Annotated in this window: 10 protein-coding genes; 7 read left to right on the forward strand and 3 right to left on the reverse strand. The window is 64.3% G+C overall.

The annotated features are described in order from the left end of the window. The first annotated feature begins 42 nt into the window (after nt 1-42). Nucleotides 43-963, forward strand: coding sequence for an oxygen-dependent tRNA uridine(34) hydroxylase TrhO (gene trhO / locus JN302_RS14185; protein ID WP_202312969.1), 921 nt, complete (start codon nt 43-45; stop codon nt 961-963). A 209-nt stretch (nt 964-1172) separates the two neighbouring features. After that, nucleotides 1173-1934, forward strand: a complete 762-nt coding sequence (locus JN302_RS14190; RefSeq protein ID WP_202312970.1) for a tellurite resistance TerB family protein — start codon at nt 1173-1175, stop codon at nt 1932-1934. Nucleotides 1935-1985: 51 nt separating this feature from the next. Here the strand turns inward: JN302_RS14190 and JN302_RS14195 are convergent, their stop codons facing one another. Next, nucleotides 1986-2963, reverse strand: coding sequence for a LysR family transcriptional regulator (locus JN302_RS14195; RefSeq protein ID WP_202312971.1), 978 nt, complete (start codon nt 2961-2963; stop codon nt 1986-1988). Between the two features lie 458 nt (nt 2964-3421). Next, a complete protein-coding gene (locus JN302_RS14200; RefSeq protein ID WP_202328731.1) occupies nt 3422-4390 on the reverse strand; it encodes an IS5 family transposase in 969 nt (322 codons plus the stop codon). 459 nt (nt 4391-4849) lie between these two features. Between JN302_RS14200 and JN302_RS14205 the strand changes: the two genes are divergently transcribed. The 3 genes from JN302_RS14205 to JN302_RS14215 all read left to right on the forward strand — a co-directional run bounded on the left by JN302_RS14205 (nt 4850) and on the right by JN302_RS14215 (nt 11226). Further along, entirely contained in the window at nt 4850-7867 is a 3018-nt protein-coding gene (locus JN302_RS14205; RefSeq protein ID WP_202333315.1) for a calcium-binding protein, read from the forward strand. Between the two features lie 791 nt (nt 7868-8658). Then, the gene (locus tag JN302_RS14210) at nt 8659-9408 is read left to right on the forward strand and encodes an SDR family oxidoreductase (RefSeq protein WP_446720725.1); all 750 of its coding nucleotides are present in this window, start codon (nt 8659-8661) and stop codon (nt 9406-9408) included. A gap of 81 nt (nt 9409-9489) precedes the next feature. After that, nucleotides 9490-11226: an HAD-IIIC family phosphatase gene (locus tag JN302_RS14215; RefSeq protein WP_202333317.1), complete on the forward strand. Its 1737-nt coding sequence runs from the start codon at nt 9490-9492 to the stop codon at nt 11224-11226. A gap of 4 nt (nt 11227-11230) precedes the next feature. Here the strand turns inward: JN302_RS14215 and JN302_RS14220 are convergent, their stop codons facing one another. Continuing rightward, nucleotides 11231-12415 carry a pyridoxal phosphate-dependent aminotransferase gene (locus tag JN302_RS14220; RefSeq protein WP_202333318.1) on the reverse strand — a complete coding sequence of 395 codons (1185 nt, stop codon included), beginning with the start codon at nt 12413-12415 and terminating at the stop codon, nt 11231-11233. 82 nt (nt 12416-12497) lie between these two features. Between JN302_RS14220 and JN302_RS14225 the strand changes: the two genes are divergently transcribed. Then, nucleotides 12498-13184 carry a GNAT family N-acetyltransferase gene (locus JN302_RS14225; RefSeq protein WP_202333319.1) on the forward strand — a complete coding sequence of 229 codons (687 nt, stop codon included), beginning with the start codon at nt 12498-12500 and terminating at the stop codon, nt 13182-13184. A gap of 10 nt (nt 13185-13194) precedes the next feature. Then, entirely contained in the window at nt 13195-14133 is a 939-nt protein-coding gene (locus JN302_RS14230) for a cation diffusion facilitator family transporter (protein ID WP_202333320.1), read from the forward strand. Nucleotides 14134-14193 lie beyond the last annotated feature (60 nt).

The following is a 14193-nucleotide window of genomic DNA, read 5'->3' on the forward strand; positions in this document are numbered from 1 at the left end:
CCATCGGCTTGCATCCGGGCGCGCCAGGGGCTAGGGCAGGCCATGCATTCCACCGCGCCCTTCCGGGTCGCCGCGCTCTACCGTTTCACGTGGCTCCCCGACTTCACCGATCTCAAGGCGCCGCTGGCGCAGTTCTGCTGCGGCCACGGCATCAAGGGAACGCTGCTGCTCGCCCATGAGGGCATCAACGGTACTGTCGCCGGAAGCGAGGATGCGATCGCCGCGCTGATCGATCGGCTGAGGGCTGTGCCCGCACTGGCCGGGCTCGAGGTCAAATACAGCACCGCGCCGCAAATGCCGTTCCATCGCATGAAGGTCCGCCTGAAGAAGGAGATCGTGACGATGGGCGTGACCGACATCGACCCGCGCGAGAGTGCGGGGACCTATGTCGAGTCGCGCGACTGGAACGCCCTGATCAGCGATCCCGATACGCTCGTTGTCGACACGCGCAACGACTATGAAGTGGCGATCGGCACTTTTCGCGGGGCGGTCGATCCCGCGACCGGGAGCTTCCGTGACTTCCCGCAATGGGCAAGTGAGAACCGTGCCGCGCTGGAGGGCCGCAAGGTGGCGATGTTCTGCACCGGCGGCATCCGCTGCGAAAAGGCGACGGCCTATGTGAAGTCGCTGGGGATCGCAGAGGTCTTCCACCTCAAGGGCGGCATCCTCAAATATCTGGAGGAGGTTCCGGCGTCCGAAAGCCTGTGGCAAGGCGAGTGTTTCGTCTTCGACGAGCGTGTGTCCGTGGGCCATGGCCTGGAGATCGGCGATGCGGAGCTCTGCCGCGCATGCCGGCGCCCGCTGACCGCCTCCGACAGGGCAGCCGGGACCTATCGCGAAGGCGTCTCCTGTCCGCATTGCCATGACCTCCGCAGCGATGCCGACCGCGCGCGCTATGCCGAGCGGCATCGGCAGGTCGAACTCGCCGAGGCGCGCGGCGGCGCGAGGCACATCGGAAGCTGACCGGCTTCCCAGCCGCCTTCATCTCGGTCATTGTAGTGTCGCCAAGGGCTGCATAGATCAAGCGGATCGGCCCGAAAGTCGTACTCGATTTTCGGAAAGCATGATGCGTTGTTCAAGTGATGGAGCGTCCTTTGCGCGTTCGAATGGGCGAGCGGCGCTCGCAGGAGACCTGTCGCCGCGGGCGACGGGACCACCAGATGGAGGCCAGGATGCTCGACCCCAAGAAACTGCTCGACGATTTGCTCGGCTCGACGATCCCCGGGACCAGCGGGACGCTGCGCGAGAAGGCAGGCCAGGCGACCCAGCTTGCCAAGGACAATCCGCTGGCGACGGGCGCATTGGTGGCCGTGCTGCTCGGCACCAGTGCCGGGCGTCAGGTCACCGGGTCGGCGCTCAAGGTCGGCGGGCTCGCGGCCATCGCCGGACTGGCCTACAAGGCCTACCAGAACTACAGGAGCGGCGATCAGCCGGCCCAGCAGACGGACGCCTCGGGCACGCCCGCCCGCGAGCCCGAACTGCTGCCGCCTCCTTCGGATACGGAGTTCCATCCCGCCCAGGCACCGCAAGGGGAGGATGAGTTCGCCCTCATGCTGATCCGCGCCATGATCGCGGCCGCCAATGCCGACGGCCATATCGACGACGAGGAACGCAAGAAGATCGCGGACCGGGTCAGCCTGGCCGGCCTGGACGGTGAGGCGCAGGACTTCCTGATGTCCGAGATCGAGCATCCGCTGTCGATCGACGCCCTGGTGGCCGCCGCGCAGACCGAGGCGCAGAAGGTCGAGCTCTACACAGCCTCGCGCCTTACGATCGAGCCGGATTCGCGTGCGGAACGAGGCTATCTCGACCTGCTGGCCGGCCGACTCAAGCTGCCCGATGCATTGGTGGATCACGTCGAGGCGACGGTATCCTCGATCAAGACCGCGGCGCCGACGTCGACCGACGCACCGAAGTCGAACATCCCCTGGTAATTGCGCGAAAGCGCGGCGGGGCGAGGCACCGTCACCGTCCCGCCGCAAAGGTCATGCGATCAGACGCGGGACCGCAGGATCGGCCCGGCGCCTCATCTTGAGCTCGAACTCGTCCCTGACCTTGCAGACCTGCAGGCGCAGCCATTGATGGCCTTTGTCGGCGTCGTGGCGGGCATGCCAGAACATCTTGATGTCGGTCGCGGGCAGCGGCACCGGCGCCCGGTAGATCTCGAGGCCGAGATTGGGCGCCACCAACTCCGCGAACTGCCGCGGGACGATGGCGAGATGGAGCGAACGTGCGGTGGCCAGTGCGACGCCGAGCGTATGCGGCAACATCAGCGCCACATGGCGCTTGCGCCCGATTCTGGCGAGCGACGTATCCACCGCGCATTTCACCATGCCGTTGACTGACCGCACCGCATGATGGAGCTCGCAGAACAGGTCGAGCGGGATCGTTCCCCAGGAGGGGATGCCGGCAGCCGCGATCGTCGGGTGGTCGGCCGAAGCAACGGCGACATAGGGCGCGCGCAGCAATTGCATGCTCGATGTCCAGTCGGACATGTCGAGCTCGGTGTCGATCGCAATGTCGACGGCATCTTCCTGGAGCAGTTTCTCGGCGGTCCCGCTCGCATTGTCCACGAGCTGCAGCGAGACGCCTGGCGCCTCGTCCGCGAAGCGCCTGGAGAGGGCCGGCATCATCATCATCGAGAACACGTCCGAGCCGAGCAGCGTGAACCGCCGTTGCATGGTCGCGGGGTCGAAGTGCCGGCGCTTGTGGAAGGCGAACTCGATCTTGCCCAGCGCCTCCCGCACGGATGAGCCGAGCTCGAGGGCGCGCGGCGTGGGAATCATGTCGTTGCCGCGACGAATGAAGAGCTGGTCGTCAAGGATTTCGCGCAGGCGCCGCAGCGCCGCGCTGACGGCGGGCTGGCTCAGCCCGATCTGATCGCCGGCCCGCGTCACGCTGCGCTCGCGCATCAGTGCGTCGAAGACCCGGAGGAGATTAAGGTCGAAACCGTTCAAGTTCATGTGCGTGTATGCCCCCATACAAGCGCTGGATTCATCCGGAAGGCGACCGGAATTAGTAGATCGTCAAATGACGCCTGAGTTGACTGAAAGATTAAGTAACAAATCACTACGACATCGGGCCCCCGTCCAATGCGGCATTTTTTGGAAATGCAACCGACAATCGAAGCTAAGAACGATTGTGGCTATTCCGCGACGTCCTTCACTGCAGTTCTGATTGTTTCTGAGAATTCTCCTTCGCGCTTGGCGTAGGGCGAACACAATTTGCAGAAAACGAACTCCATGAGTGCTTTTCTAAAGTTGGGGCGTCCCGCCCTTAGACGTTCTTCGCCCGTATGTGGCGGGCATCAGCGGCCCGTCGCCGCCGATCCGCGCAACTTTCTCCAGCCTATCGGCTCAGTTTCTGCTCACTTGCTCCCGATTTTGCCCTCGATTTCCTGATTTTGGACGCAGCCTTCCCCTCAGGCCGTGCCGGCCTTGACGAGAACGAGCGCCCGTTTGGCATTTATCGCGCAGGCGACAAGCTGCAGATGGCAGTGGTTGCGCGCCAGGCCGAGATAGCGAACCCGGGCCATGCCGTACCAGTTCTTCATCGTCGCGTTGGTCCGCTCGATGCCGGCCCGCACGCTGGCGGCGACCTTGTTCATCCACTTCTGCCAATTCGGCTGCTGCTTGCCCCGCTTGGCCTTGTAGGCAATCCGGTCCTTGATGCCTCGATCCGCCAGTTCGTCGCGCAGCGCCTGACTGTCATAGGCCTTGTCGGCGTAATAGGCCTCTTCGTCACCTTGAATGAGCACAGCGCCCATCTGGCTGTCATGCAGATCGGCCGAGCTCATCTCCGCCTGGCGTATCAGCCCGCTCTCCGCGTCGCCGGCGAGATGGGCCTTGTAGCCGAAATAGGTCTTGCCGTGCTTGTGCGTGAAGCCTGCATCCGGATCGCGCGCCGACACCTGGCCCTTCTCGTAGTCGGGCCTGGCCACCGCCGCCGAGATGATGGTGGCGTCAACCAGCGTGCCGCGCCTTACCAGAAGACCGCGCCCTTCCAACTGCCGGTTCAATTCGGCAAGCAGCTTATCTTGAAGCGCCAGTTCGACCAGCCTCTGGCGGAAGCGCCAGATCGACATGTGGTCCGGTGTCTTTTGATCGAGCGGAAACCCACAGAAGCGGCGGAACGACAGCCGGTCGGCCACCGCTTCTTCCGCCGCCGGATCGGACAGGCCGTACCATTGCTGCAAGAGCGCAATCTTGAACATTGCTATCGGCGGGTAGCCGGGCGCCCCCAGAGCATCGTTATGGATTTCCCGGAACAGCACCTCGAAAGCCGACCAATCGATCAACTTCTGCACTTCTTCCAGAAACTTGTTACCCCTGCTCACGTCACGCACCAATGCATCGGCGAGTGAAGGTTGCGCCAAGTTACGACGAGACATAGCCGAATCAATCCTAACTTTTCTCTATTGAATCATAGAGTTGGGACTTTTGAAAAGCGCTCTCCATTTGCGCCGTGGATGACGGCCATATCAACATTGGATTTCCCAGGCTTCGTATCAGCCCCTAAATGACACGCTGTCTATACGACTCTGGTCAGGAAGCGAAGAAATCCGAAACATCGCGAAAGCGGCGACTCGATTGATGCTCCCCGCGGAGCCGCGCGGTCGGCGTCTGCAGGCGCGGACCTGTCGTGGTGACGGGCAGGGACGTGGGGCCGACGGCCAGGGGCCGCTCGGCTCGAGGGTTGGCCAAGGCAGGGAAACGGAGCCGGCCATCCTCCCAAGCAAAAGCCGCGCCCGCGTCTGAACCAGACCAGCGGTCCGGCTATCGAAGCAACGGTTTGAACTGCCCCGGATGCCGCGGGCGGACATGAGAGTTTTAACTACGGAGAGACAGACGTGGCAAACATTCCTGGAAACGACGCGCCGAACCAACTCAACGGCACTTTCGGCGCCGACGTCATCACGGGTGGGCTGAGTAACGACATGCTTCTGGGCTTCGACGGCGCCGACACGCTGTCGGGCGGCTTCCAGAACGATACGCTCTTCGGCAACGAAGGCGCCGACGTCATCAATGGAAATTCCGGTAGCGACATCATCGAAGGTGGCGAAGGCGCCGATAGGATCGACGCCGGAACCGGTGCCGACATGATCATGGTCGGCTTCCTCGAAGAGGCTAACGGCGACACGGTCGACGGCGGGCTCGGTTTCGACAGGCTGATGGTCGACTACTCGATGGAGGCGGCGGGCATCAACTTCGTTGCCCAGGATCCGATCGCGCAGACGACCGTGCTTGGCGGGATCAAGGTCATCAATGTCGAGGAATACCAGATAACGGGCACCGACTTCGCCGATTCGCTCACCGGTGGCCGCTGGAACGACATGCTGAATGGCGGTCTCGGCAACGATACGTTGAATGGCGGCATCGGCATGGACTTTCTCAACGGTGACGAGGGCGACGACACGCTGAACGGCGGCAACGGCATCGACTTCCTGACCGGCGGCGACGGCCACGATAGGCTGAGCGGCGGTTTCGGCATGGACTTCCTCGATGGCGAAGTCGGCAACGACCGCCTGGACGGTGGCTATGGCAACGACTCGATGACGGGTGGAGAGGGCAACGACACCGTCGTCGGCGGCGAGGGCAATGACAGCCTGGCAGGCGACGAAGGCAACGATACGCTCGACGGCGGCAATGGCAACGATATGCTCGAAGGTGGTCTGGGCACCGACATAGTCCGCGCCGGATACGGAAATGACACCGTCGAAGTGGTGATCGGCCAAGGCAAGGATACGATCGACGGCGGGATAGGCCTTGACGTGCTGCGGGTCGAACGGCTGGCCGGCACCTTCACAGCCAAGGCGTCGAACCTCTCCAACACGCTTTCGGACGGCACGACCTTCGTCGGCATGGAGGCCTACTGGCTCGAAAGCAGCGCCGGTTCGACGAGTGCCGACCGCTGGACCGGTTGGGACGGCAGCGACAGAATGATGAGTTGGGGCGGCAACGACGTGCTGTCGGGAGGCAAGGGCAACGACTATCTCGATGCCGGAACCGGAGTCGACACGGTTGACGGCGGCGACGGCAACGATGTCATCTCCGTTGGAAGCGGCGGCCGGGACGTCGTGAGGGCCGGCGCAGGTACGGATTCGGTTTCGATCCTGCGCTCCGATCTTACCGCCGCGCTGACCTTCTCCATATCGGGCGTCACCGGCAGGCTGAGCGACGGAACCACCGTCACCGACGCCGAGCACTATTCCATTGCCGCCGGGTCTGGCAGCGATACGCTGACGGCCGGGAGCGCCCTTTCCGTGAAGTTCTACGGCAATGGCGGCAATGACCGGCTGACCGGAGGGAAAGGCAGCGACACGCTGGACGGCGGATTGGGCAACGACACGCTCATCGGCGGCGACGGAAACGACTCGATCGTCGACTCCGGCGGCGCCAACGTCATCGATGCCGGCACGGGCAACGACGCTGTCAGCGTCGAGCTCCAGGCGGGCACCTACGTGAACTCGATCCAGTTGGGCACCGGCAATGACACCGCCAGGATCAACTACGCGAGGGGGAGCACGGCGGGCAAATTCTCTGTCGATGGTGGCGTCGGCTTCGATGTGGCCTCGGTTAACCGCAGTCAGTCGGCCAAGAACCTGAGCTTCGTGCTGTCAGCGAATGCCGTGCTGACCAACGGCGACGTCACGCTCAAGAACGTCGAAGCCGTCCAGATCTGGTCGGGCTCAGGCGCCGACAGTCTTACCGGCGGGGCCTATTCGGATCTGTTCAATGGCGGTGCCGGCAACGACACGCTGAGGGGTCTCGGCGGTAACGATACGCTCCATGGCGGCCTTGGCGCCGACCGGCTCGAAGGCGGCGACGGCAACGACACGTTGCATGCGACCGGCGGCTCAGGCATCGACGGCCATGCCGACCGGCTCTATGCCGGCGCCGGGAACGACTACCTGCGCATCAACCACAGCGACTATGCCGATGCCGGCGTCGGCACGGACCGTATCGCGGTCGATCTGTCCAACCAGGCGAACGGCGTGAGTTTCGTCGTCACCAGCGGCCTGGTGAGGGTCAACGCGACGACCAGCTTCACCGGTGCGGAGAGCCTGGAATTCTACGGAACCAGCGGCAACGACACCGTTACGGGAGGAACGCTTGCCGACCGCCTTGTCGGCAATGCCGGCAACGATACGCTACGCGGTGGCGCCGGCAACGATGTCCTCCTCGACGGCGCTGGCAACGACAAGCTCTATGGCGACGCCGGCAACGACACGCTCGTACGAACGGCGGAGGTTGGAACCGACCTGATCGACGGCGGCCTCGGCATCGATTCGCTGAAGTTCGACTTCCTCTCGACCAAGTCGGTGATCCTCGATCTGGCCAACAACGCCAACAATCGCGGCATGGCCAAGGGCCTGACCGTCACGGGTGTCGAGATCGTCCATGGAAGCATGCTGGACGACGACATCCGCGGCACTGCGGCGAACGAGACGTTCTATGGCGGTGGCATGGATGACTTCCTCTCTGGCGGTGCGGGCGACGATGTTCTCGAAGGCGGTGCGGGCGGCGATCTCCTCATCGGCGGCGCCGGCAGGGATCAGTTCGTATTCCGCTTCGACGGCTTCGGCACCGGCGACCAGATCACCGACTTCACGCGCGGTCAGGACAAGCTGGTCATCGACCGTTCGGATTTCGGAATTGCCGCCTCGGGGAATCCCGGTTTCGTGGTGGGCGCGAATCCGGCCGTCTCGGGCACGGGTGCCCAGTTCCTGTTCGAGACCGACAATGGGCGGCTCTGGTTCGACCGCGACGGCACCGGCAACGAGCACGATGCCGAACTGATCGTGACGCTCAAGAGTGGCGCCGGGCATCTCCCGACCTTGGCATTGAGCGACTTCCTGTTCGTCTGAACATCGAAGCCCCGGTTCGCAAGAGCGGCTTCGAACCGATCCGACATCGCGACGGCGGCTGGGGCGGCGGAGAGTTGCCGCCCCAGGCCTGGGACGGCCCGCACTGCGGCGGGGCGGGCCGTCTCTTCTTTGAAGACGAGCGAGGGAACCGATCATGGCCGATATTCCTGAATCCGGAATCTTCGTCGGAGCGTTTCGTCTGCGGCAACGCGCGAGGGCGAACGCTCGCCGTCGACAACTTCCCGTTCGCCTGAAGCTTGGTTGCCTGAGCATCCGAGCCGATCGTGTTCACCAACCCGGGACAACGCTCCTCTCGTTTCCCGGCCCTCCCAACCCCTAGGCGCCATCGGCGGAGCCGCTTTGCTCAGCGGCCGTCCAGGGCCCGGCACCCACCCCGGTGCGAAGGTTGGGTTGCGGCACTCGCCCTGGTCCGGTGGGTGCAGCCTTTTCTTCTCGTGCGAGCGATCGCGGACCGGAACGGCGTGCCGAAGGTGCGTCGCGTCGTTGCAAACACGATTTCCTTGCGTGGCGGTTGGTCTCCTTGCAAGATCGCGGGTGAATACTTTCATGCCAACTTTGCGTTAACGTCTTGTTAACCCAGCGGGCGCATCATTTGCTTCATCGGGCCTGCTTTTCCTCCTCCCAAGCGTGGTTCGAAACTGGGCGGCCGCAAATGGCCGCCCTTTCGTTGGCGGTCGCCGCCGCAACCGCCACTGCCCGGCGCGCCGTTTGCGGCTTGCCACACCGGCCTCCATTTGCAATGCCTTCTCCCCGGAATGGAGGATCAAGGCATGGCCAAAACTGCGATCGTTACGGGCGCCGGCACTGGTATCGGCAAGGCGGTGGCCACCGCGCTCCTGAAGGACGGCTGGAACACGGTGTTCTGCGGTCGGCGGCTCGCAATGCTCGAGCAGGCTATCGCCGAGGCCGGCCCGACAGAGGCGAGGGCGCTGCCCGTCGCCTGCGACATCTCCAGCGCGACGCGGGTGGACGAGATGTTCGAGACGGTGGCCGAGGCCTTCGGCCGGGTCGACCTGCTCTTCAACAATGCCGGCATGGGATACAAGTCGACCCCGATCGACGAGATTCCCGTCGAGGTCTGGAACGAGGTGGTCGGCGTCAATCTCACCGGCTCTTTCCTCTGTGCACGCGCCGCGTTCCGGGCGATGCGCAGCCAGAGCCCGATGGGCGGGCGCATCATAAACAACGGGTCGGTCTCGGCCTATGCGCCCCGCCCAGGATCCGTTCCCTATACGGCCACCAAACACGCCATCACCGGCCTTACCCGGACCCTTGCGCTGGACGGCAGACCCTACGACATCGCCTGCGGACAGATCGATATCGGCAACGCGCTGACGGATATGGCCGCGCCGATGACCGTGGGCGTGCCGCAAGCCAACGGCAGCATCGCTCCCGAAGCGGTGATGGACGTCAAGCATGTGGCCGATGCGGTGTTGCACATGGCCAGCCTTCCGCTCGACGCCAACGTGCTGTTCATGACTGTCATGGCGACCAAAATGCCTTATGTCGGGCGCGGCTGACTATTCGCGCCCTCCGCATATCTCGCGGGCCGGCGTCGGTGCGATGATCTACGCGTCGGAATCCAGGCGCGGGGGTGAACCATGTCGTTGACGGGGCGGCGGACCGACTGGCTTCGCCTGTCGCGCGCCGGAAGGGCGCCGGGAAACGAGCATATCGTAATCGCGGCAACCTTCACCGCGGATCCGCTCGTGCCCTATCTCGGTTCCCGCCTGGTCGATGATCCTGTCCGGCCACCGGCGCTGACCGTCGCGTCCTACAATCAGCTGATTCAGCTCTGCCTCGGCTGGAAGGCCGACTATGGCGACCGGCCGCCCACCGCCATTGTGATGCTCTGGCGGATCGAGGATTTCGCGCGCGCCGATTTCCAGGCAGTGGTCCGCGGCGGCGGCGCAGCCGGATTGTTCGAGAAAGTCGAGGAACTCGCGGAGGCGGTCGCAGGCTTGCGCGGAAGCTTTCCCGGGCGGATCGTCTGCACGGTGCCGCCGTTCCCACATTCGTCGGACCATGCCATCGAAACGCTCGGCAGTGCCGCCACGATCGGCGCGCTGCACCGGCAGGTCGTCGACATCTGGATCCGCCGGATGCGCGAGATCGGCCATGTCGGCCTTCTCGATCTCGACGGGATCCAGCGGCTGGTCGGTGCCGAGAACTCGCTCGACTGGCGCAAGTGGTACCTGTACCGGCAGCCTTACAGCGAAGCGTTCTGGGACAGGATCGCCGAAAGCTGCGCATCGCTGATCCGCTCCCAGTCGGCAGCGGCAAAGAAATGCGTCGTCGTCGACTGCGACAACACGTTGTGGGGTGGCGTGGTCGGCGAGGACGGGTTGGCCGGCATCCGGCTCGGCGACGATTTTCCGGGATCGGTGTTCCGGGACTTCCAGCACCAGCTTCAGACCCTGCGCAGCCGGGGCATCATGATCGCGCTCTGCAGCAAGAACAATGAGCAGGATGTCTGGGAGGTCTTCGACCGGCACGACGGAATGGTGCTGCAGCGAAAGGATCTCGTCGCTCACCGGATCAATTGGCTGGACAAGCCGAGCAACATCACGAGCCTTGCCGAGGAACTGAACATCGGCCTGGACAGCATGGTCTTTGTCGACGACAGCGCGATGGAGATCGGCCATGTCGGCGAAACGTTGCCGATGGTGACCTGCATCCAGGTGCCGGACGAACTGACGGCATTCCCCACGGTGTTCGGCGCCTTCCGCGGCTTCGACAGCGAGACGGTCAGTGCCGAGGATCGCGGGCGTTCGGAGATGATGCTCCAGGAACGCCGGCGTCGCGATCTCGCCGGGGCGCTCACATCAGAGGAGTTCAGGCGCCAGCTCCAGCTTCGGGTCGACCTCTTCGAAGTCAAGGCCGAGCACATTGCCCGCGTCGCGCAACTCATCAACAAGAGCAACCAGTTCAACCTGACCACGCGGCGCAAGACCGAGGGCGACGTCGCCCGGCTGCTCGACGATCCTGCCGTCACGATGCTCGCCTGGCGCGTCTCGGACCGGTTCGGCGATTATGGCCTCGTCGGCGTCCTGATCCTGAAACATGACGAAGAGCAGGCTGAGATCGAAACGCTGCTGATGAGCTGCCGCGTGCTCGGGCGCGGCGTCGAGCGCTCGGTCTTCGCCGCGCTCTGCGATCTGCTGCGGGCGCGCGGCGCGAAACGCCTTGTCGGAACCTATCTGAAGACCAGCAAGAACCAACTCGTCGCTTCACTCTATCGCGACCACGGCTTCCGACAGGTCTCGCCCGAGGAATGGGTGCTCGAGGACTTCACCGGCATAGGCTGGCCGGAAGAGATCGCCCGGCCGGGCTTGTGATCTCCTATTTCTTCAGGAACGCCTCGATCCGCTCGATCGCCCGCAGGATATTCTCTTCCGAGTTGGCGTAGGACAGGCGGATGTAGCCTTCGCCGAGTATGCCGAAATCGGGACCGCCGATCAGTGCCACGCCCGTTTCCTCCAGCAGCGCCGAGGCAAGCTGCTTGGCCTTCCAGCCCGTGCCAGTGATGTTGGGGAAGGCATAGAAGGCGCCTTTCGGCGTGATGCAGGAGACGCCGGGCAGGCTGTTCAGCCCTTCGACGACGATCCTGCGGCGCCGGTCGAAGGCGCGCATCATCCTCTCCACCTCGTCCTGCGGCCCGTCGATCGCTGCGATGCCCGCGAATTGGCTCGGCGCGTTTACGCAGGACCAGCAGTTCACCGCCAGCTTGCGCACCTTGTCGTAGAGATGGGCGCCCTCCCGGGAGTTCGGCCAGATCGACCAGCCCAGGCGCCAGCCCGTCATGGCCCATGTCTTCGACCAGCCGTTGAGCACGATCAGCCGCTCGCGGATCTCCGGGAACTGCAGAAGCGACGTATGGGTTTCGCCGTCATAGGTCATGACGTCGTAGATCTCGTCCGAGAGGATCGCGACATCGGAATGTGCCTCGAGGCCCTTGACCAGCTTCTCGATCTCGGCCCGTGGGGTGACGCCGCCGGTGGGATTGGCCGGCGAGTTCAGGATGAGCAGGCGGGTCCGCGGCGTGATGAGGGCCAGCGTCTCCTCGGCCGAGAAGGCGAAACCGTTTTCCTCGCGGATCGGCACGGGCACGGGCGTCGCGCCGGTGAACTCGATCATCGATCGGTAGATCGGAAAGCCCGGGTCCGGATAGAGGATCTCGGCACCCGGCTCGCCGAACATGATGATGGCGGCATACATCGTCGGCTTGCCGCCCGGCAGGATCATCACGTTGTCGGGCGAAACCTCGACGCCCGTCGTGCTTAGTGTCCGGCGCACCACCGCCTCGCGGGTCGCGAGCAGGCCGGTTGCCGGTGTGTAGCCGTGGTGGCCGTCGCGCAGGGCCTTGATCGCGGCCTCGACGATGTGCTGCGGTGTCTTGAAGTCCGGCTGGCCGATGCCGAGGTTGATGACATCCTTGCCCTCGGCCGCCAGCGCGGTCGCCCGGGCCAGCACCGCAAAGGCATTCTCTTCCCCGAGGCGGTCGAAAGCGGCGATCGTTTGGAGCATTGCGGCTGTCCGTCTGGTTCTTTTCCGGTAGGTCTGTTTTTGTGAGCCTCCGGCAGCAAAAGTCAACGGAAGGAAGGTCGGCATGACAGGCGATCTGAAGCATTGGCAGCCGCGGCCGCGGCCGGCGCGAGAACCGCTCGAAGGGCGTTTCGTCCGGCTCGAGCCGCTTGACGCTGCGCGCCACGGCGACGGGCTCTATGAAGCCTCGACGGTCGCCGATGCCGGCGAGCGGTTCCGCTGGCTGTTCGAATATCCGCCCGACAACCGCGCCGCTTTCCAGCCCTGGCTGGAAAAGGCCGAGGCGAGCGCCGATCCGCTGTTCTTCACGGTGATCGACAAGGCGAGCGGCAAGATCGCCGGCCGCCAGACCCTGATGCGCATCGAGCCGGCCTTCGGCGTGATCGAGATCGGCAACATCTATTGGGGGCCGTTGATGTCGCGCAGGCCCGCGGCAACCGAGGCGCAGTTCCTGTTCATGCGCCATGTCTTCGACGGGCTCGGCTATCGCCGCTATGAATGGAAATGCAACAATCGCAACGAGCCTTCCAAGCGGGCCGCCGAACGCTTCGGTTTCGTCTTCGAGGGCGTCTTCCGCCAGCACATGGTGGTCAAGGGCGAGAATCGCGACACGGCATGGTATTCCGTCACCGACAAGGAGTGGCCGCCGTTGCGCCAGGCCTATGAGGAATGGCTCGATCCCGCGAACTTCTCGGCGGACGGCAGCCAGAAGCGACGGCTGGAGGATATCAAGGCCGCCCTTCGCCGCTAGGAGAACACCTTTGGCACATACGCACGGGCAGGGCGGACGCGATCATGGCCATGGGCACGGCCAAGGGCATGATCGTGGCAAGGGCACCACCGACAAGACCAGGGTGCTGGTCGTCGCCTGCCTCACCGGCGGCTTCATGATCGCCGAGGTCCTGGGCGGCGTCGTGACCGGCTCGCTGGCGCTCATCGCCGATGCCGGCCACATGCTGACCGATTCTATCGCGCTCTGGCTTGCCTTGTACGCCTTCCATCTCGCCGATCGGCCGCCCACCGTGCGTCTGACCTATGGCTTCGGCCGGGTGAAGACGCTGGTCGCCTACACCAACGGCATCACCATCTTCGCGATCGCCGTCTGGATCGTCTATGAAGCCGTGCGCCGGCTGATGGAGCCGCCCGAGGTCCTGGCCGGCCCGATGCTCGTCGTCGCGTTGCTGTGCCTCGCGGTCAACATCGTCGGTTTCGTCGTGCTGCGCGGCGGCGACCGCGGCAGTCTCAACATGCGCGGCGCCCTCATTCATGTCCTGGGCGACATGCTGGGATCGGCGGCGGCCATGGTGGCGGCAATCGTCATCCTCGCCACCGGCTGGACGCCGATCGACCCGATCCTCTCCGTGCTCGTCGCGCTGCTCATCCTGTCGACGGCCTGGTCGCTCATGCGCGAGGCGGCCCATGTGCTGCTCGAAGGCGTTCCGGCCGGGCTCGACCGCGACCGGATTGCCAGCGAGTTGCAGGACAAGGTCGCGGGCCTGCGCGAGGTCCGCCACATGCATGTCTGGTCGATCGACGGATCGCGCAATATGGCGACGCTGCGCGCCTGCCTCGACGACGATGCGGATGCAGTTGCGACGATCCGCGCGATCAAGATCGAGCTTGCATCCCGGCACGGTATCGATCATGCCACTGTCGAGCCCGAATATGGCGCTGGCGCCGAGACCGACCATCGGCACTGAGCAGGTTTTCGGAAAGTGTCCCACGGTTTTCCGACAAGAACCTGCGGCAAGAAAAGAGGC

This window comes from Mesorhizobium sp. L-8-3 (assembly GCF_016756615.1).
Classification (GTDB): domain Bacteria; phylum Pseudomonadota; class Alphaproteobacteria; order Rhizobiales; family Rhizobiaceae.